The following is a 24,452-nucleotide window of genomic DNA, read 5'->3' on the forward strand; positions in this document are numbered from 1 at the left end:
CCCCCGACGAATTAACGCCGAGCAGCACTTAGGTTACCGGTATTGAGGCTTGGGTGCTGCAGGGCGCCAGGCGGGCGCAATCTCACACTCTCCGGGAGTCTTCGTAATGTTCATCGCGGCCCCACCGGCGATCGGTTGTACCCAGATGTCACAGCCGCTTGTGTAGGCCAGTGCGTTCCCATCCGGGGACCACGTCGGGTCATCGGCGTCCTTGCCGCCCGTGGTCACCTCGGTGATATCGCCATTCAGGGTCGTGAGGCGTACCTGGCGCTTGCCGTCGACCAGCCAGCTGTAGGCGAGCGTCGAACCGTCCGGAGACCACGACGGGTTGGCAGCCACCCCGCCCTTGACCACCGTGGTGACCGCCGAGCCATTTGCCACCTTGAGGGGCTGCTCGCACGGCCTCTCGGGGGTCGCCCGACAACCCGGGGTCGCGGTCACGTAGGCGAGCCGCTTCCCGTCGGGGGACCACGCCGGGTGATAGACCGAGACCTTCTCGTTGAGGACGGACCTGCTGGTTCCACCGTCGAGACGTAGGACCTCCACACCCGAGACCGACTGTGCTCCGGACGACTCGCGAGACGACACCTGGGCCGTCTGTGCGTAAATCTCGTCAACCGAGCGGAACGTCGATGTGGAGGGAATCCGCGAGCCCGTCAGCAGCTCCTTCACCCCTGAACCTAAACCGAGCACCAACACGGCCTGCTCGTAGTGAGAGTCCTCGAAGACCCGGCCGACCACGGCCAGGCGCGCCCCGTCCGTCGACCATGAGGGTGATGTGGCGGCGAGCTCGGACAGCCGCACGAGGCCGGACCCGTCGGGACGGACTCCCGCGAGGCGGAACGCCCCACCTTGGTTGCTGGCGAACACGATCGGAGGCACCGTCGCGAGGTCGAGAGAGGCGAGCTTCGGGTCTCGCGTGAACTTGGGCGTCCGGATGGGCGCATCGTGGATGTGACCGTGGTCCTCCTCGGAGTGGCTCTCGGTGGCCTCGTGACCGTGTTCGTCCTCATCGCCGTGTCGGGCGGGGACGTTCGGACGAGGCGCGCCGATCGTCGTGGCATCACTGGTGGCCGCGCACCAGGAAAGGAGCAGGAGCGCTGCCACACCGGCGGTGACGGCGCTAGCGGGCCGGGAGGGAACACTCCGGGTCAGGAATCCCATCGGAGTCTCTTTACCTCTCTACGGGCAGAAGGTATCGACGGGGGAAAGCGCAGGCCGGTAGGGCTGCTGCCCACCGGCCTGCCGTCAGCGTGATCGCATCACAGGACCGGGGTGTCCGGGTCCGAGTAGACGACGTCGCCCTTGAGCATGGTCATGAGCACCTTGGTGTCGGAGATCTTCTCGGTTGGGATGCTAAACAGGTCCTGGTCGATGACGATAAGGTCGGCGAGCTTGCCCACCTCGATCGAGCCGGTGACGTCGTCCTGGTGCAGCTGGTAGGCCACACCGATGGTCGCCGCCTTGAGGGACTCGAGGAGCGAGATCCCCTCGGTGGGCACGAGCTGGCCGGGCAGGATCCCGGCGGCCTCGTTGACCTCACCTTCGCGGTCGATCGCGGTCTCGATCGCGGTCCACGGAATGAGGTCGGTGACCGGCCAGTCCGAGCCGGCGGCGACGACCGCCCCGTTGCGCAGCAGCGATTTCGTCGGATACATCCCGGCGAGGTCCTCGGGAGCGATGTAGCCCTCGGCGCCGTTGACGGTCCAGCCGTCCCGCTGCGCCCACTGCAGGGACATGCTCGCCACGACGCCAGCCTCCCCGAACAGTTTGTAGTCCGACTTGTTGACGAACTGCAGGTGGGTGATGGTGTCGCGACGGTCCCACGCAGGGTTGGTCTTCTTGATCTCCGCGAAGTTCTCCAGCGACACGCGCACGGCCCGGTTACCGATACTGTGCGTGTGGATGGTCCACTTGTTCGCATCGAGCCTGAGGAAGCCGAGTCGCGCGTCGTCACACGATGGCTCCTCTCCGCGCAGGTCACCCTCGACCCATACCGGGTTCTCCGTCGTGCCGACGTTGATCCGGTAGGGCTTCTCCATGGCCGCCGTCTGGCCGGGGTACTCCGGCACACCGTCACAGAAAATCTTCACTGTGTCGATGCTGAGCGAGCCGGGGCTGCTGGGCGAGGAGTAACCGTCGAACTCATCGCGGACCTTGTTGAGCCCCGCGATTACTTCGTCGATCTCGGCCTCTGAGGCCCCGCGGACGTCGCTGGCCGAGAGGGCTTGGTTGAAGTGGACCGTCATGTTGCCGTCATCGGCCAGGCGCTTGGCCAGTTGCGCATCCGTCGCGCTGCCGCCCGGCCGGAGGATGGCCGTGATGCCCAAGCGGTTCGCCTTCTCGATGTTGGCGACCAGTTGCTGGTAGTTCGCGTCCGGTGCCTGTGGCGTCACTGGGCCGAAGTTCGCCGAGAAGTCGGCGAACGTCCCGTTCGGCTCACCGTTCTCGTCATGGCCGATGAAACTACCCGGCGGCGTCGCGGTGTCGGCGGTGATGCCAGCGTTGATGATGGCCTGGGAGTTCGTCGAGAACTTGTGGCCATCCATGTTGCGAACCACGATCGGGCGCGTTGTGCCCGTGCCGTACGGGTCCTCCTCCGGCGACTTCGAGAGCCGGTCGAGCGTCGCGCGGTCGAGGATCGTGCCCTTGGGCTGCATCGCGTCGCCCATGAAGTTGCGGGCGGACAGGAAGTAGTTGCTGTGAAGGTAGCCCGCCTGCTCGGCACTGGTGAGGCAGGCCTTGAGCTTGCCGAGCGCCACGTCGACCGTGCCACCTTCGTAGCCCATGTCGCAGTCGATGATCCTGGCGCCATGCAGGTGCCCGTCACCGAGACCCGGCATGAGCATCTTGCCCTTGAGGTCGACGACCTTGGTGTTTGGCCCGACCCATTTCTTGGTCTGGCCCGGGTTACCGACCCCGACGAAGACGATCTTGCCGTCCTTGACGGCGAGGGCATCCGAGAACTTTGCCTGGTTCAGGCCGTACTGGAGCACCTTGCCGTTGACGAAGAACGTGTCGGCATGGCTGGCCCCGCTCTGGGGCGCCGGGAGCGCCGAAGCCGCCCCGGCTGCGCCGGTAATGCCGAGAGGAAGCGCCAGAACCGCGGCGACGGCGATGGCAGTGTGGCGGAATCGTGAGGATGTGCGACTACTTCTCTGTCCTACGTGAGTCACCTTGCCTCCTTCAAGCTGCGCCATTGCAGGTCTAGAAACGGGGACGTCCGAACGAATCTCTCCGTTTCGGAACTCCAGAGGATGCTTGTCCGGCGCCGAAGGCAGCACTGACCGTGAAGCATTGAGAGCTCCGAATTTGATCATCGATCAGAGGCTGCCAGCAGGACGACGGCCCCACCCAGGCACGCAGTTCACTTCCTCGGGAGCAGTTCGCGTTGATCGGGAGAGGTTGGGTCGGCGCGACTGTGACGCTAGTTGACATTCGCCGATCACGTCAACCGTTTCCGTTGCCCAAATAGCGACTAGTCTTCGATCCCGGTCATTACCCTTCAGTACGGCAACGAATTTCGTAGCTCGAAGGGTGTTAAGCACAGGTCTCGATGTGCTTGATCTGTCCGGGTTGATCCACTTATGCCATACGGCACGACCGGCGGTGCGGGTGCATAAACGCGGGCACCCACCCAACGGATTTCGTAGCTCGAAGGGTATTGAGCGGGCGGGCACCAGGGCTTCGCCGGACGACTCGTCGACTGGACCCTCGACACAGCAGAGGTAGCCGGAGCCGTCGGCCAGGTGGGAGAGCGGGCGGGCGGCTGGCCCGTCTGCCGAGCCGTAGACGCTCGTCCGATCGACCGCCGAGCGCGGCGTGATGCCCGTTCAGCGCTCTACACGGTCTATCCATCGCCGGTCTCGTAGCTGTTGGTTGCTAGCCGGATGGAGCGACTGGTAGCAATGCGCCATCCGTCGATCACCTCCAATACCAAGAAGGGAGGTGACTACTCAATCTTCTCAGGCAATGCGGGCCCAACAACGTCTAGATGCACCCGCCTGTAGTCCTCTGTGGACATGGAGTGGGCTGCCACGTAGTTGACAGGGAGGCCGAGATCAGATGCCAAGCCAGTTGACAAGAAGGAGGACCACCGCTGCTCTAGCTGTGGCGGCATTGGTGGTCGCCGTACCTGCGCCGTCCTACGGCGACAGCCGCGAGCGTCTTGCGGTAGGTCTGACGAACTACGTTCCCGACGAACCGTTGCCCAACGACCCAGTACCGCCGCAGGAGCGGCTCGATGCCCTCGGCATCAGCGGCTACCCCGACCGCCTCAGCGTCCGTCCCGGCGAGTCGGTCCGCATCATGGTGAGCACCAAGTCCCCCACCTTCAACTCGAAGATCGTCCGGGTTAGCCATGGCGATGCGGATCCGGCCGGGCCCGGCATCCAAGAACAGGTCATCGACACCCCGGCAAACGGAACGTATCCCGGCAGGGACCAGCGGTTGCCGCTCGGGTCTTACGTCACCGTTCCGGACAACAGCAAGCTGAGGCTGACCGGCAGCTTCAGCATCACCGCCTGGATCGCTCCCACCACGATCCCCGGCTCGCCGTACAACCGGACGGCGCTGAAGCGCACACCAGTCGGCACCCCACGGATGCAAGGGCTGGTCACCAAGTGGTCCGAGGCCGACCACGCCGGGTACGGCCTCTTCATCGACGAGCTTGGCGGCCTGGCCCTGCGTCTCGGGTCATCCGGCGGGGCCGAAACGGTTTCCACTGGCGTGAAGCTGAAGCCGTGGGCACCGGCCATGGGCGGACCTGAGATGTACTTCAACAGGAACCCACGACCAATGCACGTCAACAACTCAGGCTGGTATTTCGTCGCGGCGACGTACGACGCGCGCACGCGCAAGGTCACCCTGACCCAGAAGCCGGTGTCGACTCTCCCCGACGACTCCCTCGCGGCCGTCACCAAGCAGGTCTCCACAGCTCACCTCGCCACCACAGCTGCACCGCTGCTGATGGCGGCGTCCTGGAACCGTCCCGACGACGCCCAGCCGTCGGGGCTGTACAACGGCAAGATCGAGTCGCCCGCCATCTACGATCGGGCGCTCAGCCCGAACGAGCTGGCAGACCTAAGCGACGGCAGGCACCCATCGCGTCCGGTCGCCACCTGGGACTTCTCCCGGCAGATGTCGACCGACCGGGTGGTCGACGCCGGTCCGCACCGGCTGCACGGCCGGGCGGTCAACCTGCCGGTACGCGCGCTGACCAGGCACGACTGGGATCGCCGGACCATGAACTACCACGAGGACCCGTCCCAGTGGGGCGCGATGTATTTCCACGAGGACGACCTCGGTGACGCGGCCTGGTCGCCGAGCTTCACCTTCCGGGTCCCGGACAACGCCCGCAGCGGCGTTTACGCCGCGCGGCTCGAAGCCGGCGACAGTATTTACCATGCGACATTCGTCGTGCGTCCGAAGAAGCCGACGGCGAAGATCGCGATGCTGGTGCCGACCCTCAGCTACCTGGCCTACGGCCAGACCGGCGGCACGATGAGCCAGTACTCCGACCACGCCGACGGCAGCGGGTACGTCTATTCGTCGGCGCGCCGCCCGATCGAGAACCTGCGGTCGATGGCGACGGGCCGCAACGGCGAGGGCAGGCCGTGGCAGTTCGAGGCCGACACGCACATCTTCCACTGGCTCGACACGAAGGGGTACGACGTCGACTACATCACCGACCACGACCTCGACGCCGAAGGCCAGACGCTGCTCAACCACTATCAGACGGTCATCACCGGCACCCATCCCGAGTACATATCCACCGCGGAGATGAACGCGTTCAAGGGCTGGCTCGACGACGGCGGCCGCCTGATGTACCTGGGTGGCAACGGCTTCTACTGGGTCACCTCACTGGACCGCGCGGCCACCTACAGCGAACTGCGCCGACACGACGGCACCGAGGCGTGGCAGGCGGCACCGGGCGAGTACTACCACAACACCACCGGCGAGTTCGGTGGACTATGGCGGTTCCGTGGCCGGCCACCGCAGGAACTGGTCGGCGTGGGGTTCAGCGCCCAAGGCTTCGGTCACCCGAGCGGCAGCGCTCAGTACAACGTGCCGTTCGATCGGGGCGAAGCCAGCTACTCCGCCGCTGGTTCGTGGGTCTTCGACGGCGTCACGGCAAAGAAGGGCATCGGCGGCGACCTGCCGAGCCTGCAGTCACCCGGCGGCCCGATGGGCGAGGAGGTCGACCGCGTTGACTACGCGCTCGGTACGCCGGCCAACGCGGTCGTGCTCGGCACCTCGCAGCCGTTCGGGAAGCAGTACATGCATGTGGTGGAGGAGATCAACACGTCATCGTTGTTCGAGGGCGGCGACACCAACCCGATGGTGCGGGGAGATGTCACCCTCGTGCACTACCCCAACGGCGGCGCCGTCTTCTCGGCCGGGTCGATGGTTTGGACCGGAAGCTTCTTCCACAACAACTACGACAACGACATGACCAGGATCACCGAGAACGTCCTGGACAAGTTCACATCCGGGGCGCCACTGCCCGGCGCGAACTGATTGGTGGCCTGGGGGCAGCCCACGAGGTGGCTGTCCCCGGGCCCGGGCCGCCGACGATATCCGCCCGTGTCTTCCCCAAGGTGAGGTGGATCCTGCCGTGTACATCAGTGTTCGCAACCCACAGGGCGCTCCGGTCACCTCGCGCGGCGTCCGCCGCGGCATCCCGCAGACGGTCCTCGTACTCGGTGCGGTGAGCCTGCTCACCGATATCTCCACGGAGATGGTCACCGCGGCGCTCCCGCTGTTCGTCACCGTCGGCCTCGGGCTCTCACCGTTGGCGTTCGGTGTTCTCGACAGCGTCTACCAAGCCGGCACGGCCGCAGCCCGGATCGCCGGCGGCTACACCGCCGACCGCCTACGGCGTCCTAAAGCCGTTGCCGCCGTCGGGTACGCGCTCGGCGTGCTGGCCAAACTCGTGCTGCTGCCGGCGGCGAGCCTCGGCGCGCTGTCGGCGGCGGTTGGCGTGGACCGGATCGGCAAGGGGCTACGCACCGGGCCCCGGGACGCACTGATCGCCGGATGTAGCGCCCCAGAGGTACTCGGCAGGTCGTTCGGCACGCACCGGGCGCTCGACACAGCGGGCGCGCTGCTCGGACCTGTGTTCGCGTTCTACCTGCTGATGGCTTCGCCTGGCGACTTCGACACGCTCTTCGTGGTCTCGGCGTGCGTCGCCGGGCTCGGCGTGCTACTGCTGGTCAGCAAGGTGCGTGAGGAGCGGTCCGCCGCCGAGGGGGCACCCCGGATCAGTCTGGCCGGTGCCGCCCGCCTCGTAGCTCAGGGTCGCGAACTTCGGCGGATGCTGCTCGCCGCCGGCCTGCTGTCTGCGATGACCGTCAGCGACGCGTTCCTCTACCTCACGTTGCTCGAACGGGGGGCCGTGTCATCCCGGTTGTTCCCGTTGCTGTTCCTGGCCACCAGCCTGGTGTACCTCGTCGGGGCGATCCCGCTCGGTCGGCTGGCTGACCGGTTCGGCCGGATCCAGATGTTCCTCACCGGGCACCTGCTGATCGTCGGCGCCTATCTGGTCGCCGCCGGTTCCGACGGGTTACCGGGCGCGGGGCTCGCGCTCGCGTTGCTTGGCCTGTACTACGCCGCTACCGACGGCGTCCTGCCCGCCGCGGCCGCCACGATCGTTCCGCCGCAGTGGATGTCCACCGCCATCTCCACGTTGCAGACCTGTGTCGCCCTCGGCCGCAGCCTGGCCGCGATCACCTTCGGCGCGCTGTGGGCCACCATCGGCCCGGGCACCGCGCTGTGGCTCTTTACCGCAGGGATGGCAGTCGTCCTCACTCTCACCACGCCGGCCCTGCTCCGCCGGTCACCGGAGGCTTAACCATGCCGAACACCGCAAGCCAGGCCCGCCAGGCCGCCGAGCCGACACAGGGTCGCACTCCGCCGCACCGGAGCCGGCCACGGATCACCACGGCCGTCGCCGTACTGCTCGTCGGTGTGGCGGTCGGCGCCGTCGCGGTGTCGATCCTCGACCGGCATGGCGAGTCGGCCGCCGGAAAAGCCACAGCGGACCTGTTCGCAACGGAGCACATCGTTTTCCGCTCCCTGCAGTCTGGGTCCGACCACGGCCGGATCGCCTACGCCGAACCCCACGACCCCACATCCACCCGCAGACTCGCGGATTCCCGCTGTATACGGGTCGCCGCAGCAGCCCGACGGGCGGTCTGCCTCCGCGCCGGCGTCACTCCGCTGCAGCCGTACGAGGTCGTCGAACTCGATGAGAAACTCAACCCGACGAGCGATCACGCGCTGAACGGCGTACCGAGCCGGGCACGCGTCGCACCCGACGGCCGCCATTTCGCCACCACCACCTTCGTCAGCGGCCACAACTACATCTCGCTCGGGTTCTCCACCGAGACGCTCATCTACCGTGCCGGCGGCGAGGTGGTTGCCAACCTCGAGAAGTTCACCTTCCTGATCAACGGCGAGAAGGACGAAAGCGTCGACCGGAACATCTGGGGCGTGACGTTCTCCGCCGACTCGAACACATTCTTCGCCACGGTGGCGTCCCGCGGCCGCACGTACCTCGCCCGAGGCGATCTGACCAACCACACGCTGACCGCGTTGCGAGACAACGCGGAATGCCCATCGCTGTCCCCCGACGGCCGACGGATCGTCTACAAGAAACGGGTCGATCCCGTCGCCGATCGGGCCTGGCGCTTTCACGCGTTCGACCTGGCAACCGGCACCGAAACCCCGCTCGGCGAGACACGCAGTGTCGACGACCAGGTCGCCTGGCTGGACAGCGAGCACATCATGTACGCCGTACCCAAGGCCGGTGAGGGCGTCGCCGCCGACATCTGGAACGCGCCGCTCGACGGCGGCGAGCCGAAACTGCTGATCCCAGACGCTGACTCGCCCACCCTGGTCGGCACCACATGACGGCCCCGGAGTGGGCTACCCCCGCGGAGATCTCAGGCCACGTCGGTCACGCGCGTGGTCAGAGGGTTGATCTCGGATCCCAGTCAATAAAGGGCCCCCATAAGCGGGCCAGGAAGCGTGAGAGGGAAAACCATGTGTGAAGAGCACAGTCACCTCACCACCGAAGAGGAGCGGACCGCCCGCCGCATCACCACAACACGACGCAGCGTGCTCGCAGGAGCGATCGCGTTGGCCGGGGCCGGGCTCACCAGCGGCACCGCCCACGCCGCCAGCTCGAACGACCCCGGCGCAGCCGCCGGGCAGCGGCCACCCACACCGGAGCCGATGGTGTTGACCGGGGCGAAGCTGCTCGACCCCCTGACCGGGGAAGTCGCGGAGGATGCCGTCATCGTGTTCGAGCGGGGCAAGGTGGCGCTCGTCGGTGGGGCCGGCGCGGAAGTCGCTGCCCTACGGTCCCTCGGCAAATCGGTGCGTGTCGTCGATGTCGCGGGCCGCTTCGTCCTTCCCGGGATGCTCGACGCCCACGTACACGTCTCCACCGTTGCCAACGCCCAGCGTGCGTTGAAGAGCGGAGCGACGACGTTGCGTTCCGCGTCCACAAGCTACTTCCAGGACATTGGCGTGAAGGCGCTTGCCGCCTATCAGCCGCAGTCAGTGCCGCGCATGGTCCCGGCCGGATTGTTCGTCACCCCCAACCTCGGCGATGCCATCCTCTCCGATTCCGCCCTGGCGCCGCTGTCCACTCGACCCGACGGTGTTCGTGACCCCCAGGACCTCGCGTACCTCACCGGCGTGAACATCGATCGTGGCGCCGAGGCAGTGAAGACCCGAGCCACCGAGCGGGCAGGCCTGCCAGAACAGGACCCTCGACAGCAGGTGTACTTCCACGACCAGTTGGCCGCCATCGTGGCGGCCGGGCGGCGCCGCAAGACCCCCGTCCTCTGCCACTCACACGGGGAGGAAGGCTGCTACGACGCCGTTCGAGCCGGCGTCTCGAGCCTCGAACACGGGACATGGGTGAACGAGCAGACCCTGGACCTGATGGCCCGCAAGGGCACGTTCTTCACTCCGACATTCTCCGCAGTCGTTGACCTCGCCGAGCCAGCCGGGGAGTACACCGACCCCAGGCTCGTCGAGCGGGGGCGGGAAATGCTGCCCGTACTGCAGGCAGCTGTGGCCGCGGCGCACGAACGAGGCGTGCCGATCGTGGCCGGCACCGACACCAGCTACACCTCGGCGACGCTGTCGAGTATCGGTGGGGAGGTCGCCTACATCCACCAGGCGGGAGTGCCGCATCTCGACGCGATCCGTGCGGCCACCACCTACGCGGCTCGCCTGTTCGGCCTCGACGGAAGAGCCGGACGCCTCGCCCGCGGCTACTACGCGGACGCCATTGTCGTCGACGGGGATCCGCTGTCGGACATCACCGCGCTGCAACGCCTACCCATGGTCATCGCAGGCGGCGCTGTTGCGAAGGACGAACTCACCACCTGACGTACCCCATCCCGTCGGCCGGTGACCCCAGCACGACCCCGCTGGAGTGGACCCTCAGGCAGGGTCCACTCCAGCAAGGCCCAACCGAGTGTGTGCGGCGCAACCTCGTCGATCTCCGCCGCCAGCCCGCCGCCCAGATCACCGACGGCACGCCAGAGTCAAGTAGGGACTGCCGCCCTATCGCCCACGACACTGCCTGCGGGCGGCGAGCCAACGGCACCGGCTTCGCGCAGGTCATGGCTGCTATCCGGATTCCCCGCCGGGCTAGCGCAGATGCGAAGCACCGTTTATGTCGAGGATCGCACCTGACGCCCACTCGGCCTCCGGTGACGCGAGATACAGCACTGCTGCGGCGACCTCGTCGGGGGTCGCGATGCGCCCGAACGGACTGTCGGCGGTGATCCCGGCAGGGGTCTGGTTGCCGAACCGCTCCACCACGCGCTCCGTGGCGGTGAACCCGGGGGCGATGCTTGTCACCGCGATTCCGTGCGGAGCCAACGCGATCGCGAGGGACTGGCCGAGGGCATGCAACGCCGCCTTGGTCACCGCGTATGCGGGATGTTCCAGCTCGCCTCGGAAGGCACCCCGCGAACCGATGTTGACGATCCGACCCCGGACGGCCGCGGCGACCATGGACTGGGCCGCGGCCCACGACACGTGGGCCGCCCCGAGGAGGTTGATGTCCGTGAACAGCCTCCACAAGTCGGCCCAGGTCGCGAAGTCCGTCCCGACGACAGGATGCCGGAGGGTGGGAGACGTCGCGACCGCCGCGTTGTTGACGACGATTTCGAGGCCGCCGAGTGCCCGCTCGGATTCCTCGACGACCCTTCGGCACTCCTCCGGGGAGGACAGGTCTCCCTGGATCAACGTGTGTCCTTCGCCGGGCAGGAGCTGCATCGTGTGCTCTGCATCTGCCGCCCGCGCCAGATAGTGGACGGCGACTCGGTCACCCGCCTCCGCGAACCTCACCGCCACTGCGCGGCCGATGCCGCGGGAGGCACCCGTCACAAGGACATGCCGTATGTCGTTGGACTGGTTCCTGCGCGTCACGCCGGTCACGACGGGGTCCCGGGCGAGGCGAGCCGCCTGCCGGCGGCGACCACCTCGAGGACCTTGGGCGCGCGCGCCGCGAAGTCAACGCCGTCAATGACCACGAGGTCGGCGGGGTGACCGGGACGGATCATCCCGGTGAGTCCGGGCACACCGAGCGCGTCCGCGTTACCGGCTGTCGCCAGGTGCAGGAGCCTCTCGGCGGGCACCCCGGCTCCGGCGAGCAACTGGAGCTCGCGCGTATAGGCCCCGAAGGGGGTGTGCTTCCATCCGGCATCGGTTCCGATCGCCATCCGCCCACCGGCACCGAGCACCCGGTCAGCGTTTCTGCGGTAGTACTCGGTCCGAATGGACTGTTCGTCATGTTCGGCGGTGCCATTCGAGCCTGACAGGTGCAGGTATGCCTCGTTGCAGCCGAGCGTGCTGCCGAAGACGATCCCAGCCGCGATGGCAGCCTCGAGCGCTTCCTGTTGGACGCGGCTGAGCCCGTCTGTCGCGAGGAATCCTAGGTGTTCGATGCCGTCGGCCCCCGCCGCGGCCGCGGCGATGATCGCGCCGTTGGTCAGGGCGTGGACCGTCACCCGCTTGCCGTAGGTATGAGCGAGCCGGACTGCCTCGGCGACCTGGTCGCTCGTGAGGGTCGTCTCGTGTGGGACTGTCCCGAGGGTTCCGCCGCCGCTGGCGACGAGTTTGAGCCCGTCTGCCCCGGCCTCCAGGTTGGCTCGTGCGACATCGGTGACGGTGCGTGCCGCTTTGAGGGCTCCACCGAAGAGGTGCATGTGCCCGCGGTCGGCGGTGATTGGCATTCCGTAGCGAAGTACCCGCGGCATGAGGCCTGGTCCCGGGGGCCATGTCAGGTAGTCCAGATGGGAGCCCAGGTCACGGACGGTGGTCACGCCGCCGGCGAGGTGTGCCCGCAGGTTGGCCGTCGCGATGGCGATCCTCGTCTCGAAGGGGGCTGGAGCCACTTCCTCGATAGGGCGCCCGTCCCCGGGCATTGTGGAGTGGACATGGGTGTCGATCCATCCTGGCGTCAGCACGGCATTGGAGTGGTCGACGAGCGGGAGCGCGGAGTACTTGCCGAGCAGCCGGGCTCTGGGGCCGAGGTCGACGACTGTGCCCTCGGCGACGACGACGATGAAGTCGTCATCTGGTAGGAAACCCAGGCCGTCGTGGACGCGGGCAACGGCCAGCACGAACGGGTCCGCGCTGCTGGCTGGTGACGTCGAGCCGCTCATGCATCCCACCTCAACGGGGTCGTGGTAAGCAACTCGACGCCGTGCGCGTTCACGATGACGTTGTCCTCGATGAGACAGCTGCCGACGCCGTCCTTGGCGAGGAACGCCTCGACCCCGAGGACCATCCCCTCCTCGAAGATGTCGTCCGGTGCGGACAGGGCGCTCCCGATTCGAGGGGTCTCGAAGAACAATCCGACGCCGTGTCCGTAGAAGGGGAAGAACTTCGAGGTCGGTGACTCGTCTGCCCCGTAGCGTGCTGTCAGTTCGTCGCCGCGGCGAGCGGCGTCGAGGAGGCGGACGCCGGGCCGGATCATGCCGCAGAGCTCCTCGACGATCTCGACCGTGGCCTCGATCAGACCGCGCTGCGCCCCCGACGGTGCTCCCCCGCACACCCATTCTCGGGCTGGGTCGAGGTAGTAGCCCTGGTACATGGGGCCGTGGATCATCCCAGCCACGAGGTCACCCGGCTGCGGAGCCAGCTGGCTGTATCCGGTCAGCGGCTCGGTGCACTGGTAGCCGATGTGCTCCCCGTGGGTGGTGCCCATGAGCTGGATTCGGCCTCCTCGCTCGACGACGATCTGGGAGGCCGCGCCAGCCGCGACGGCCTCCTTCTCGCCACCGATGAGTCCGGACATCAGCCGGGTCAGGGCCAGCGACGCCGTCTCGCCGGCGTGCCGGTAGCAGTCGAGTTCTGCGGCGCTCTTGATCTTCCGGACCGTCTTGACGAGGTCGTCCTCGGGGCGCCAGTCGATCTGCGGGCACAGCTCAGACAGCTGTTGGTAGTACTTGATCGGGAAGAAGTTCGTTCCGACGAGACCCACCTGACCGGAGATGCCGAGCTCGCGGAGCCGCTCGCCTACGGCCTGGACGGGGTCCGAGCTCCACCGGACGTCTCCCACGGCGAGGCGGTCCATTCGGGGATCGGGCTCGTCGATGTGCAGCTCGGGCTCGTGGCCGGGGCGCACGATGAGTGCCGCGAAGGATCGCGCGTTCCAGATCGCGGAGTCCGCCCCTGCGCTGATCGCGAAGTGGTTGGACAGGTAGAGGATGTCGCCGCAGTGCTCGAACTGGCCACCGGCTCGGCCCCAGATCACGACGGTGTCGAGCTGGCGTCGCTCGACCTCGGCCATGACGGCTGCCCAACGGCGGTCGTACTCGGCATCTGTGAAGTATCGGAACACGTCAGTCCGCCAAGGATTCGAGTACCGCCCGCATCCGCACCAGGGCTGCGGCCCAGACCTGCTCGTCCTGGGCGAAGCAGATCCGGAAGTGCTTGGCTCCTCCGGCACCGAACTGGTAACCGGGGTTCACCACGAGCCCCGCCTCGCGCTTGAGCGCCAGGGCCACGTCCTGGTCGCTCGCCTGCAGGCCTGAGAACGAGGGGAACAGGTACGCCGACCCGCCGGAACGCCGCACGTCGACTCCGGGCATCTCGAGGAGAGCCGTGATGCTCTGGTCGCGCAGCGCCTCGTACTCGCCGATCCGCTGCTGGACGTAGTCCTCGTCGTCCTTGATCCACCTTGCCAGGACGTGCTGGGCGTACGCGGGCGCTCGAAGTGAGGCGATGCCCATGACATCTTCCATCCGGGTGATGAGGTCCGCCGGGCCGACCGCGGCACCGATCCGGTATCCGCTGAGCGATTCGGTCTTGCTCGGGCCGAGAGTCGTCAGAGTCCGCTCCCGCATCCCGGGCACGGCCGCCAGATGGGCGAACGGCGCCTTGTCGTAGACGAGACGGCAGTAGAGCTGGTCGACGATGACGAACGCGTCGGAGTCCAGGACCACCTGCGCGATCTCGTTGACGTGCTCCGGCGTGAACACCGCACCCGTGGGGTTGTTGGGGTGGGAGAACATGACGAGCTTCGGCTGCTTGGCCAACTGGGCCCGAAGCACGTCGAGGTCGAGTCTCGGCGCCTGCCCCGCCTCCCAGACGAGTGGGACGGACAGCACCTCCGCGCCGAAGTATCGGACGGATCGGTCGCTCGTGATGTAGTCCGGGTCGGGAACGACGACCTTGTCGCCGGGGTTGATCATCGCGGCGAGCGCGGAGTACAGCCCCGCCTGGGTTCCCGGGGTCAGGATGACCTCGCGATCCGGATCGACTTCGAACCCCAGCAAGCCGCTGACGTTGCCTGCCACCGCGGATCGCACACCTGCGTCGCCTCGGTAGGGCGTGTACGTCATCCCGGCGCCGCTTGCCGCCTTCGAGAACTCCTCGAGCGCCCAGTCGACGGGCGGAAATCGGTGCGTGTCCGCGTAGGTGATGTCGAGGAAGTCGGGTCCGGCGGGCTGGCGCTCAAGCTCGCGCTCGAGCTCCCTGAGGCCCTTGCCATGGGTGGCCTGGAGGTGGGGACCCTCAAGACGGAGGATCCGATCGGCCGGATTGAAGATCATGGTACGGCCTCAGCTCTCTGTGAGATCGATATTGATGGTGGCGGTGGTGGTGAATTCGAGCCCGTACGTCTCCCTGGCGAGCGCGGGGATGTCGACGGGATGGTGACCGGTGACCGCTAGCTCGTGCCCCCGCGACTGCGGGGTCGCTGTCGTCATCGCATCGGTTGTAGTCGGTCGGACGATGTCGCACACGGCTTGCACCGCCCCATCGAGGGGGTCCAGGAGCGCGATTCCGGGCAACGCGTCGATCATGGCCGGCAGGATGCATGTGTAGTCGGTGCACGCCAGGACCGCGTGCGTCGCGCCGCTCTGGCCGAGCTCGTCTCGCAGCTGTCGGAGAAGGTCGGCCACTGCGGGTGAGCGCGCGTCCCCCTCCTCGGCGTGACGGAGCAGCGCCTCCGTGGGCATGGGCACCCAGTCGTGATCGGGGTACGCGCGCGGGATTACTCCGCTCACGATCGTGCCCAACGTGCCGAGCAGGGCCACCCGCCCAGCCGTCGGAGGTGGCAGGACGCGACCGACCGCCTCGACCATGTCGACACATGGCACCAGGCGCTCGTCGGTTGCGGGGGCCACGACGCTGGCGGTGTTGCACGCGATGACCCACGCGTCAACGCCTCTGTCGGCGAAGAACCTCTCGGCCTGACGGACGTATCTCGCCACCGTTGCTGCCGGCTGGGGTCCGTACGGACGACGGCCGGAATCGGCCAGGTAGCTGATCGCTACACCGGGCAGGCGGCGCGTGACGGCACGCGCGATGGGAAGTCCGCCGATCCCCGCATCGAACACGCCGACCGTTCTTCCCACGAATGGGCCATCATCCGGTGTATGATCTGCGGTCATGCCACAAGATCCTGCACTATTGCCTGAGATGATGCAAGAGCATGGTTCAGGTGCAGGCCGCCCTGCCCTGGACATGGCATCGGGACGGTGCCATGCCGCGCGATGACGAGACCCTGCCCGAGCGGGTGCGCCGCAAGGAAGACCTGCTCAGCGCCAGCCAGCGCAAGATCGCCCGGTACTGCATCACCCAGCCGCGGGAGGCCGCGCAGCTCACCGCGCTGCGGATCGCGGAGAAGCTCGGAGTCAGCGAGTCGACAGTTGTCCGTTTCGCCATCCGTATGGGGTACGAGGGCTTCCCGGACATGCAAGCGGCCATCCGCCGCGCCGCCGAGCAACGCGCCGCCACCCAGGTCGCCGGCACCACCTCGCCGCGTGACGGGCGGGTCCACAGTTCGCTCCGCGGCGATCTGGACGCCTTGACCCAGACCGTCGAATCCCTCGACTACCAGGCGCTGCACGACTGCGCCGAGGCATTGCACGGTGCCAGGCTGCTCCATGTTGTCGGTTTTCGATCAGCATTCGGTCTCGCGTACACCGTGGAGTTCCACCTCCGGCACTTCATGAACACCAGGCTCATCGGGGCGGTCGGAGGGACCGTTCTCGACGACGTCGACCTCATCGGGCCCGACGACGCGGTGCTCGCCTTCACCTTCCCCGTCTACGACGAACGCTCGCTCCAGGCCGTCGAGCAGGCAACCGCGGTCGGCGCCAACTCGGTCGTCGTCACCGACAGTGCCCTTGCCCCGATCCCGATCGATCCGCTCGTACGGACGCTGATGACCCGGTACGAGACCCAGACCTTCTTCAACTCCGCGGTGGCTCCCTCCGCCATCGCGAACGCCTTGGTCCTGCGCCTACTTGAGCTCTCCGCGAAGAAGGATCGGGGGCTGGAGCGCCGACTGTACGACCGATTCCAACGACAGAGGACCACCTGACATGGGCCTGCACAGCGACCGCCGCATCATCACCACCGCCGATGCCCCGCCTCCGGCCGGCACCTACTCACAGGCCGTGTGCGCCGGCGGGCTGGTCCACGTCGCCGGGCAGACCCCCCGCCTGCCCGACGGCACCCGGCTCAACGACGCCCCGTTCGAGACCCAGGCCCGCCAAACCCTCGCGAACCTCGAAGCCATCGCCCAGGCAGCCGGTTCCTCGCTCGCCGAGGCGGCCTTCTGCACGGTGTATCTCACCGACATCGAGCAGCGAGGGATCTTCGACCCGATCTGGGCCGAGTTCGTCGGCGCGGTTCCTCCGTCACGAGCGATCGTCCAGTCGAACCTGCCCGGATTCTCCGTGGAGATCACCGCCGTCCTTCCGTGTCGGTGTGCGTGATCAGTCCGTAGCCGCGGCACGGCCCGGAGATCAGCTCCGGGCCGTGCCGCTCGTCAGGCACGCCCCGGCGCTCGCCTGGCGAAGCGCACCACGGTCCCCGGCAGGCTCTGCGCAAGCATCGGCAGGTCCGACTCATCGACCACGGCGATAACGGGGTAGCCCCCCGTGGGTGGGTGGTTGGCCAGGTGGACGATGGGCTGCCCCGAGGCGGGCACCTGGACCGAGCCGATCTGCAGCCCCTCCGTCGGGAGCTGGCGGGGCTCGACGAGGGCCAGTTCCGGCCCCGTCAGACGAGCCGCGATCCGGTTCGTGTCGGTACTCAACGTCCACGCCGTGGTCACCAGTAGCTCCTGGGCCTGGCGGGTGAACCACTCGTGTCTCGGCCCGGGTGAGACACGCAGCTCGATGTCCCGGCGATCGCAGAGCCCGATCAGTGCGTCGGCCGCACCCGGCGGGCCGGCCACGAGGCCGCCGATCGGCACCACTCGCCCCGGCGCCAGCGGTGGCGGCCCGATTCCCGACAGGGTGTCCACCGATCGGCTCCCGAGTTGGGGCTCGACGTCGAGGCCCCCCCGAACGGCGAAGTAGCTCCACAGCCCGAAGCGTGGTACCGCCAGCGACAGAACCGCCCCGGCCTGCGCCCAGACGCTGGCACCGAACGCCACCGGGACTCCGTCGAGGCGGACTCCGACGGGAGCCCCCGCGATGGCGAACAGCGCGGGCTCGAGGAACTCCACCGTGAGACCGCCGCGCAGCACCTCCATCGTCGCGGCGTCGACGGCGTTGCCGACGAGCCGGTTGGCCAGGTGGTGGCTGGGTGCGTCCGCCGGACCGCTTCGGGGCACCCCCAGGTGTCCCCAGCCCCAGCGGCCGAGATCCTGGGTCGTGGTGAGCGGCCCAGTGGCAAGAACACGGATCATGTGACGTCCCGGAACCGGATTCGATCCCCGATACGCAGTCGGCTGGGCGGATCGGCGTGCGGGTCCCACAGCGGTGGCCCGGCCCGGTGCCCGATGAGATGCCAGCCGCCTGGTGACTGCTCGGGGTAGATGATGGTGAACTCGTTCGCGATGGCCAGGGCTCCCGACGGAACCCGCGTACGCGGAACGCTCCTTCTCGGCAGCCGTAGGTCGCCCGGCAGTTCTCCGAAGAAGGCCTGACCGGGCGCGAACCCGAAGAACGCCACCTCGTATTCCGTCGTCGAGTGGCGGTGCACGAAGGTGCCGACGTCCATCCGGAGTTGCCCGGCGACGTAGTCGAGATCCTGTCCGTCGTAGCGGACGGGGATCTCGACGAGACGCCGCTCCTGCTGCACGACCGCCTCGACCGGAGCGTCCCCCAACCGGGCCAGGATCTCGTCGAGGTGCTCCGGGGCCGCCTGCAGGTATACCGTCCGCGCCGCCGGAATGACTTCCCACAGCCACCCGTCGACGTCGACCCGACGGGCCTGTGCGGCAACCATCTTCGCGTGCTCGAGCCGCCCCAGGTCGATCAGGGCGCCGGTCCGCGCAAGCCGGTGCACCCGCAGGATGACGTCCGCGCAGCGCTTGGCCGAATCAGGCAAGGAGACCTCGCAGCGCCACTCCCTCGTCCTCGAGTGCCGCCCGTACCGCCTGCGCGATCTCCTGGGCGCCCGGCGAGTCCGAGTGAATACAGACCGAGTCCACCTCGAGCGGGAGAGTCGATCCGTCGATCGCCGTCACCGTCCTGGTGGTGGCGATCTGGACGGCCCGCCGGGCCGCGGCCTCCGGGTCCGTGATCATCGCGCCTTCCTGCCCGCGCGGGACCAGCAGACCATCAGGCTGGTACGCCCGGTCGATGTAGCCCTCGCGCAGGAGGCGACAGCCGGCGTCGTCGATTGCGGCGGCGAAGGGCGTGCCCGGCTGGCACAGGACGGGGATGTCGCGCCCGAACATGGTGAGCCCTTCCGCGATGGCCCGCGCCATGTCCGGGCGCTGGACGCAGGCGTGATAGAGCGCCCCGTGGACCTTGAGGTAGGCGATCGACAGGCCACACGCGCGAGCTATCGCGTCCAGGGCACCCAACTGGTAGAGCACGTCGGCCGCGAGGCTTGCGGGCGGGACGTCGATAAAGCGCCGGCCGAAGCCGCGCAGGTCGAAGTACCCGACCTGCGCGCCCACCGTCACACCGAGCTCGGCCGCGTCGCGGCAGGTCTGCAGGAGGATGTCGGGGTCACCGGCGTGGAAGCCGCACGCGACGTTGGCGTCCGTGACCAGCTCGAGTAGGGCCCGATCGTCAGCCACGGACCACACGCCGAACCCCTCTCCGATGTCGCTGTTGAGGGAGATTGTCGGAATATTGGGCGTCGTGTTCATGGCAACTCCTTGGTAACGGGCAGCAGCCTGGGCGGGCTTCCGATCGCTCAGTCTTGCACCAGTTACCCGGGATGACGCAAGTCCCAGGGTCGAACGATCCGGCTACCAGCAGGTACATGTCGAGATCTCTTGCGCCATTGAGGGTTAGGGTGCAGGATCTCCTGTACCCCGGTGATCGGGAGCACACTCGAGAGCAGGAGCTACGCGATGCGCAGTCGCAAGATATCCCTGGGCCTCGCCGTCATCGCCGCGATGTCACTCGCGGCGTGCGGAGGAACGTCAGGGCCGAACTCGACCTCGGCATCCAAGGACCTTCTCGCCGAGATCAAGCAGAGCAAGGTCGTCACCATCGGTACCTCCAACGACGAGCCCTGGTCGGCGGTGAAGGACGGCAAGGCCGACGGCATCGTCCCGGACCTCATCAGGGAGTACCTCAAGCGCAAGGGCATCGAGGCCGAAGTCCGGTCAACGCCGATGCCCTTCGACAGCCTGATCCCGGCCCTCACCAGCGGCCGGATCCAAGTCATGGGCGATGCCATGTACCGCACTCCGGAGCGCGAGAAGCACGTCGCCTTCACCGACGTCCTCTTCTACAACACCGAAGGCTTGGCGGTGGCCAAGGGGAATCCGTTGGGCATCCAGGACCTCGCCGGCCTGTGCGGCCACACCGGCGCCACCTACAAGGGCACCATCTGGGCCGAAAGCTTGAAGAAGGCCAGCGCGGCATGCCCCGGCGGCAAGCAGATCACGGTGAAGGTGTACGGCACGATCTACGAGGCGTTCCAGGACATCCAGACCGGCCGGGTCCAAGGCGTTCTCGCAGACGCCTCCATCGCGGCCCTGGCGATCAAGCAGAACCCCAACCTCAACATGGAACTCTCGGCGGGCTACGCCCCAGACAAGCAGGACAGCGACAACGCTCTCGCGGTGGCCCCGCAGAACAGGGCATTTGTCGATGACTTCAGCGCGGTGTTCAAGGAGATGAAGGCCGACGGAACGGTCGCGAGAATCTTCGAGAACGCGGGCCTGAGCCCGGCCGACACCTGGTTGGAGCTGTGACGTGGTGAGGCCCGCCGAGAACCCGAGTTCGACCACCCGGTTGGACTTGGCGTTCACAGGGATCGCAACCTTCCTGCGGGGGCCTGTGTGTGCCGACCCTGCATCCCTCGACGCGGACTTCGCCTTCATCGGCTTCCCGTGCGACGAGGGTTCCGGCTGGCTCCCGGGCGCCCGTCTCGGCCCCCGCCGGGTGCGGGAGCTGTCGTTACGCTTCCGGTCATGCAACACCGGAGGCCGGGAAGGCTTCTGGGACATCAACACGGGCGAGCGGTTCCTCGAGGACGAGATGGCTGGGAACCGCATCGTCGACTGCGGCGACGTGGACGTCATCTACACCAATATCGACGCGACGTGGCAGAACGCCACGGATCTTGTGTCGACCGTCCTCGAGCGGGGCGCGACCCCGATCGTGGTAGGCGGCGATCATGCCGCCACCTATCCGGTCCTGCGCGCCTACGGGCAGGACGTGCAGCTCCTCCACTTCGATGCGCACCTGGACTACCAGCCATTCGTCCACGGAGTCACCCAGAGCCACGGGAACCCTGTCCGCCTAGCCCACGGACTGCCCACCGTGCGGCACATCGTGCAGGTCGGGATGCGCAGCTTCCGCACCCCAGAGCACCACTATCGCGACACCATTGCAGACGGCAACCGGGTCCTCACGACGAAGGACTACCTCCGTGACGGGCCGGAACGTGTCCTCGCCGAGCTAGACCCGAACCTTCCCGTCTATATCAGCGTCGACCTGGACGTGCTCGATGCGGCCATCGTGCCGGGGGTGGCAACCCCTGAGCCAGGTGGCCTCGACTACGAGCACCTGCGGGACGTTCTCGCGGCCGTCTCCCGGAACCTCGACGTTTGTGGCCTCGACATCGTCGAACTGAACCCCATGGTCGACGCACCGAACCAGATCACCTCTTTCCTGTGCGCCCAGCTCCTCGTCGAAACGATGGGATGCATCTCGTCTCGCGGACGTAGGAGCTTCGCGCCACTCAACCCACCGAATCCGCTCAAGGGATGACATGACCCTGGACCTGACCAAGGAATGGCTGCCGCGGCTGCTCGAGGGGATGAAGTACACCGTCGCCATCACCATCGGCGCGTTCATCCTCGCCTTGCTGCTCGGACTCGTCATCGCGGTGATGAGGCTCGACCGGCGGCGGTGGTACCTCTACGTGCCGGCGACGATCTACGTCGAGGTCCTCCGCGGCACCCCTCTGATCCTTCAACTGTTCTTCGCCTACTTCGCCCTGCCCGCTATGGGGATCCAGCTCTCCCCGCTCACCGCAGCGATCCTCGGGCTCGGTGCCAACACGAGTGCGTATCTGAGCGAGATCTTCCGCGGCGCGATCCGCACAGTCGATCAAGGGCAGTGGGAGGCGAGCGCTGCCCTGGCCATGGACTGGCCGACGATGATGCGCTCGGTGATCCTGCCTCAGGCGATGCGCATCGCCCTGCCCCCGACGGGCAACTATGCCGTCTCCCTGTTCAAGGACAGTGCCCTCGCCTCGACCGTATCCGTGGCAGAGCTTCTGTTCACCGGACAGGTGATCGGTTCGGAGACGTTCCGCTACATGGAGATCTACGCCCTGATCGGTCTCCTCTACCTCGCGGTCAGCTACCCGACGAGCCTTCTGCTTCGTCGCCTCGAGACCCATCTCGAGCTCAGCAGGCCGCGCTCCCGCAAGAAGCCCTCGGTGCCCGCACCTGTCGAAGCGGAGAAGGAGCCTGTCTCGTGACCACCACCGAACAGCGCGCCAAAGCCACCAGCCAACCCCTCATCCGCGTCGAGGGCATCCACCGGACCTTCGGCGAAATTCCGGTGCTCCGCGGCGTCGACCTGGACGTCACCGAAGGTGAGGTCGCCGTCGTCATCGGGCCCAGCGGGTCGGGCAAGACCACGCTGATCCGCATGATCAACGCCCTGGAAACCATCGACTCCGGGCGTATCACGGTCGATGGGACCATCATCCAGGACGCGACGAACGGCCGGCACCGGATGAACGCCAAAGCCGTTCGGTTGGCCCGACTCGAGCTCGGGATGGTATTCCAGAGATTCAACCTGTTCCCCCACCTCACCGCCCTCGAGAACGTGATGATGCCGCCGGTTCGCGTCCGGAAGGTACCCAAGGACGAGGCACGCGAGCGTGCCCTACGACTCCTCACACGAATGGGCCTCGCGGATCGGGTGAACAACCGCCCCCACGAGCTTTCCGGCGGCCAACAACAGCGCGTCGCCATCGCCCGCGCCCTGGCGATGGAGCCCAAGGCGATGCTCTTCGACGAGGCGACCTCCGCCCTGGATCCCGAACTCGTGGGCGAAGTCCTCAAGGTGATGCGAGACCTTGCCGAGTCAGGCATGACGATGATCATCGTCACCCACGAGATGCGCTTCGCCGCCCAGGTCGCCGACCGCATCATCGTCATGGACCAGGGAAGGATCCTCGAGCAAGGCACCCCGGAGGTGATCTTCAACAAGCCCTCTCACGCTCGCACCGAGGAGTTCCTCCGCGCCGTCATCAGTCCTGCGGAGGCCTGATCCTCTCGGGCGTGGCGACGATCGGGCCGGGCTCCCGGAAGAGCGAGATCGAGCGCTCGGCCTACCGGACCTCGCGTGAGCTCGACCAAGGCGAGCGGAAGTGGGGTAGATCGGTTCACTCAAGAAAAGGAAGAGCCGTACGTGCCTCTTCGGGGCAGCCCTCGGATCGAGGTGCGAGCGCCTCGCGATACCGCGCAAGGAGCGTGACAACGCAGTTTCTCGCGCCCTCGACGACCTGCGAGCCACGCCCTCGGGCAGCGACAACACGCTGCTGCCCAGGCGCGAAGCGCTGCGCCAGCGAGCGACGATCGCGAGGGCAGCCGTGCCCTGCGCGGCGTGCGGGTGCGTACGTCCCGCGCGACACGTTCTGACAATCGACGGCGGCCTGGGGAACGTCGGACATTGAGCAACAGGAAGTCGCCTTCTCCCATCTGCTGCGGCACTCGCCAGCAACGTGCTCAACCGAGGCGCTCCTTCTTCACCTTTCCGGACAAAGGACAGAGCAATGACTACCGCCCTTGGCGTTTCCACTAGGTTGCCTGTGCTAACCGAATCCGCCCTCGCGAAGATGTCGACACGCACGGGTGTCACGGTCGTATTGGGCGCGGCCCTGACGGCTCTCGCCGCTCAAGTCGTCGTGCCGATCCCCGGCTCGCCGGTGCCGGTCACCGGCCAGACGTTTGGAGTCTTGCTGGCCGCTGCCTCCCTTGGTCCAGTCCGAGGATTGGCCAGCCAGCTACTCTACGTCGCGCTCGGCGCTGCGGGGCTGCCCGTCTTCACACAGGGCGCTCACGGAGTGCAGGTCCTGGTCGGCCCCACCGGCGGCTACCTCGTTGGGTTTCTACTCGCCTCGATCATCGTGGGCACCGGCTCGCGTCTTGGAGCCGGCCGGACCATGCTTCGCCAGCTGGCAGTCTTGGCGCTGGGTTCAATGGCAATATACGCGTGCGGTGTGACCTGGCTGGCCATCGTGACAGGCATGGGTGTGGCCAATGCGGTTGCAGTCGGCGTAGCGCCCTTCCTCATCGGCGACTCCCTCAAGACGCTGCTCGCCGCAAGCTTCCTGACGACGACCTGGAAGCAGGTCGCCAGTCTCGAATCCACCGGCCCTGCCCAATGAGCGCACAAACAGCCCCCTTCAGAGGCACTGGCATCAACATCCACACCACCGCCGGCAAGCTGGCGGACCTGGAACGCCGGGTCGACGAGGCGGTGCACGCCGGGTCGGCGCGCGCGGTCGAGAAGCAGCACGCG

At 67.2% G+C, this 24,452-nt stretch carries 21 protein-coding genes; 11 read left to right on the forward strand and 10 right to left on the reverse strand.

The genetic code is table 11. The features are described from left to right. Positions 1 to 33: 33 nt before the first annotated feature. The gene (locus A6A27_RS39800; RefSeq protein WP_073839823.1) at positions 34 to 1,164 is read right to left on the reverse strand and encodes a TolB family protein; all 1,131 of its coding nucleotides are present in this window, start codon (positions 1,162 to 1,164) and stop codon (positions 34 to 36) included. A gap of 98 nt (positions 1,165 to 1,262) precedes the next feature. Then, positions 1,263 to 3,176, reverse strand: coding sequence for an amidohydrolase (locus tag A6A27_RS39805; RefSeq protein ID WP_158074144.1), 1,914 nt, complete (start codon positions 3,174 to 3,176; stop codon positions 1,263 to 1,265). 1,030 nt (positions 3,177 to 4,206) lie between these two features. On the opposite strand from A6A27_RS39805, the gene A6A27_RS39810 reads away from it, so the two are divergent. The 4 genes from A6A27_RS39810 (at position 4,207) to A6A27_RS39825 (ending at position 10,407) form a co-directional block, all read left to right on the forward strand. Then, entirely contained in the window at positions 4,207 to 6,519 is a 2,313-nt protein-coding gene (locus tag A6A27_RS39810) for a N,N-dimethylformamidase beta subunit family domain-containing protein (protein ID WP_158074145.1), read from the forward strand. A gap of 97 nt (positions 6,520 to 6,616) precedes the next feature. Beyond that, positions 6,617 to 7,852, forward strand: coding sequence for an MFS transporter (locus tag A6A27_RS39815; protein ID WP_073839826.1), 1,236 nt, complete (start codon positions 6,617 to 6,619; stop codon positions 7,850 to 7,852). 2 nt (positions 7,853 to 7,854) lie between these two features. Beyond that, positions 7,855 to 8,913, forward strand: coding sequence for a PD40 domain-containing protein (locus tag A6A27_RS39820; protein ID WP_083673238.1), 1,059 nt, complete (start codon positions 7,855 to 7,857; stop codon positions 8,911 to 8,913). 117 nt (positions 8,914 to 9,030) lie between these two features. Next, positions 9,031 to 10,407, forward strand: coding sequence for an amidohydrolase family protein (locus tag A6A27_RS39825; RefSeq protein ID WP_198940658.1), 1,377 nt, complete (start codon positions 9,031 to 9,033; stop codon positions 10,405 to 10,407). Positions 10,408 to 10,671: 264 nt separating this feature from the next. Here the strand turns inward: A6A27_RS39825 and A6A27_RS39830 are convergent, their stop codons facing one another. Genes A6A27_RS39830 through A6A27_RS39850 form a run of 5 tightly spaced genes read right to left on the reverse strand, consistent with a single transcriptional unit; the run spans position 10,672 to position 15,932 of the window. After that, complete coding sequence (locus A6A27_RS39830; protein WP_241825690.1) at positions 10,672 to 11,466, reverse strand: SDR family NAD(P)-dependent oxidoreductase; 795 nt, start codon at positions 11,464 to 11,466, stop codon at positions 10,672 to 10,674. Further along, positions 11,463 to 12,695 carry an amidohydrolase family protein gene (locus A6A27_RS39835; RefSeq protein ID WP_073839827.1) on the reverse strand — a complete coding sequence of 411 codons (1,233 nt, stop codon included), beginning with the start codon at positions 12,693 to 12,695 and terminating at the stop codon, positions 11,463 to 11,465. Before A6A27_RS39835 ends, A6A27_RS39830 begins: the two co-directional genes overlap by 4 nt. Next, positions 12,692 to 13,825, reverse strand: a complete 1,134-nt coding sequence (locus A6A27_RS39840; protein WP_198940659.1) for a M24 family metallopeptidase — start codon at positions 13,823 to 13,825, stop codon at positions 12,692 to 12,694. The genes A6A27_RS39835 and A6A27_RS39840 overlap by 4 nt, the downstream gene beginning before the upstream one ends. 52 nt (positions 13,826 to 13,877) lie before the next feature. Then, positions 13,878 to 15,089: an aminotransferase class I/II-fold pyridoxal phosphate-dependent enzyme gene (locus A6A27_RS39845; protein ID WP_073839829.1), complete on the reverse strand. Its 1,212-nt coding sequence runs from the start codon at positions 15,087 to 15,089 to the stop codon at positions 13,878 to 13,880. A 9-nt stretch (positions 15,090 to 15,098) separates the two neighbouring features. Next, positions 15,099 to 15,932 (reverse strand): glutamate racemase, encoded by an 834-nt coding sequence (locus tag A6A27_RS39850; protein ID WP_158074146.1) that lies wholly within the window; start codon positions 15,930 to 15,932, stop codon positions 15,099 to 15,101. Positions 15,933 to 15,973: 41 nt separating this feature from the next. Between A6A27_RS39850 and A6A27_RS39855 the strand changes: the two genes are divergently transcribed. Together A6A27_RS39855 and A6A27_RS39860 are read left to right on the forward strand one after the other, a co-directional pair. After that, positions 15,974 to 16,867, forward strand: a complete 894-nt coding sequence (locus A6A27_RS39855) for a MurR/RpiR family transcriptional regulator (RefSeq protein ID WP_073839831.1) — start codon at positions 15,974 to 15,976, stop codon at positions 16,865 to 16,867. Position 16,868: 1 nt separating this feature from the next. Next, the gene (locus A6A27_RS39860; RefSeq protein ID WP_073839832.1) at positions 16,869 to 17,264 is read left to right on the forward strand and encodes a RidA family protein; all 396 of its coding nucleotides are present in this window, start codon (positions 16,869 to 16,871) and stop codon (positions 17,262 to 17,264) included. A gap of 53 nt (positions 17,265 to 17,317) precedes the next feature. Here A6A27_RS39860 and A6A27_RS39865 read toward each other — a convergent pair whose 3' ends face one another. The 3 genes from A6A27_RS39865 to A6A27_RS39875 are packed head-to-tail and all read right to left on the reverse strand — an operon-like array spanning position 17,318 to position 19,573. Further along, a complete protein-coding gene (locus tag A6A27_RS39865; protein ID WP_073839833.1) occupies positions 17,318 to 18,184 on the reverse strand; it encodes a biotin-dependent carboxyltransferase family protein in 867 nt (288 codons plus the stop codon). Further along, positions 18,181 to 18,828, reverse strand: coding sequence for a 5-oxoprolinase subunit B family protein (locus A6A27_RS39870; RefSeq protein WP_083673240.1), 648 nt, complete (start codon positions 18,826 to 18,828; stop codon positions 18,181 to 18,183). Before A6A27_RS39870 ends, A6A27_RS39865 begins: the two co-directional genes overlap by 4 nt. Beyond that, positions 18,821 to 19,573, reverse strand: coding sequence for a LamB/YcsF family protein (locus A6A27_RS39875; RefSeq protein ID WP_198940661.1), 753 nt, complete (start codon positions 19,571 to 19,573; stop codon positions 18,821 to 18,823). The genes A6A27_RS39870 and A6A27_RS39875 overlap by 8 nt, the downstream gene beginning before the upstream one ends. A 234-nt stretch (positions 19,574 to 19,807) precedes the next feature. On the opposite strand from A6A27_RS39875, the gene A6A27_RS39880 reads away from it, so the two are divergent. The 5 genes from A6A27_RS39880 to A6A27_RS39900 all read left to right on the forward strand — a co-directional run bounded on the left by A6A27_RS39880 (position 19,808) and on the right by A6A27_RS39900 (position 24,318). Then, positions 19,808 to 20,659: an ABC transporter substrate-binding protein gene (locus A6A27_RS39880; RefSeq protein WP_073839835.1), complete on the forward strand. Its 852-nt coding sequence runs from the start codon at positions 19,808 to 19,810 to the stop codon at positions 20,657 to 20,659. A gap of 1 nt (position 20,660) precedes the next feature. Further along, on the forward strand, positions 20,661 to 21,680 hold the full coding sequence (locus tag A6A27_RS39885; protein WP_083673241.1) for an arginase family protein: 1,020 nt from the start codon (positions 20,661 to 20,663) through the stop codon (positions 21,678 to 21,680). Position 21,681: 1 nt separating this feature from the next. Beyond that, positions 21,682 to 22,398 (forward strand): amino acid ABC transporter permease, encoded by a 717-nt coding sequence (locus A6A27_RS39890; RefSeq protein WP_073839836.1) that lies wholly within the window; start codon positions 21,682 to 21,684, stop codon positions 22,396 to 22,398. Further along, entirely contained in the window at positions 22,395 to 23,198 is an 804-nt protein-coding gene (locus A6A27_RS39895; RefSeq protein ID WP_073839837.1) for an amino acid ABC transporter ATP-binding protein, read from the forward strand. Before A6A27_RS39890 ends, A6A27_RS39895 begins: the two co-directional genes overlap by 4 nt. A 505-nt stretch (positions 23,199 to 23,703) precedes the next feature. Then, positions 23,704 to 24,318: a biotin transporter BioY gene (locus A6A27_RS39900; protein ID WP_073839838.1), complete on the forward strand. Its 615-nt coding sequence runs from the start codon at positions 23,704 to 23,706 to the stop codon at positions 24,316 to 24,318. The last annotated feature ends 134 nt before the right edge of the window (positions 24,319 to 24,452 follow it).

It is taken from the genome of Micromonospora sp. CB01531 (assembly GCF_001905095.1).
GTDB lineage: Bacteria > Actinomycetota > Actinomycetes > Mycobacteriales > Micromonosporaceae > Micromonospora.

What these genes read in the sequence shown, in the direction of transcription:
- A6A27_RS39900 (WP_073839838.1), top strand. Translation starts at nt 23,704, where the DNA reads ATGACTACCGCCCTTGGCGTTTCCACTAGGTTGCCTGTGCTAACCGAA.
- A6A27_RS39840 (WP_198940659.1), bottom strand. Translation starts at nt 13,825, where the DNA reads ATGGCCGAGGTCGAGCGACGCCAGCTCGACACCGTCGTGATCTGGGGC.
- A6A27_RS39860 (WP_073839832.1), top strand. Translation starts at nt 16,869, where the DNA reads ATGGGCCTGCACAGCGACCGCCGCATCATCACCACCGCCGATGCCCCG.
- A6A27_RS39855 (WP_073839831.1), top strand. Translation starts at nt 15,974, where the DNA reads ATGGTTCAGGTGCAGGCCGCCCTGCCCTGGACATGGCATCGGGACGGT.
- A6A27_RS39880 (WP_073839835.1), top strand. Translation starts at nt 19,808, where the DNA reads ATGCGCAGTCGCAAGATATCCCTGGGCCTCGCCGTCATCGCCGCGATG.
- A6A27_RS39865 (WP_073839833.1), bottom strand. Translation starts at nt 18,184, where the DNA reads ATGATCCGTGTTCTTGCCACTGGGCCGCTCACCACGACCCAGGATCTC.
- A6A27_RS39845 (WP_073839829.1), bottom strand. Translation starts at nt 15,089, where the DNA reads ATGATCTTCAATCCGGCCGATCGGATCCTCCGTCTTGAGGGTCCCCAC.
- A6A27_RS39835 (WP_073839827.1), bottom strand. Translation starts at nt 12,695, where the DNA reads ATGAGCGGCTCGACGTCACCAGCCAGCAGCGCGGACCCGTTCGTGCTG.
- A6A27_RS39820 (WP_083673238.1), top strand. Translation starts at nt 7,855, where the DNA reads ATGCCGAACACCGCAAGCCAGGCCCGCCAGGCCGCCGAGCCGACACAG.
- A6A27_RS39800 (WP_073839823.1), bottom strand. Translation starts at nt 1,164, where the DNA reads ATGGGATTCCTGACCCGGAGTGTTCCCTCCCGGCCCGCTAGCGCCGTC.
- A6A27_RS39890 (WP_073839836.1), top strand. Translation starts at nt 21,682, where the DNA reads ATGACCCTGGACCTGACCAAGGAATGGCTGCCGCGGCTGCTCGAGGGG.
- A6A27_RS39850 (WP_158074146.1), bottom strand. Translation starts at nt 15,932, where the DNA reads ATGACCGCAGATCATACACCGGATGATGGCCCATTCGTGGGAAGAACG.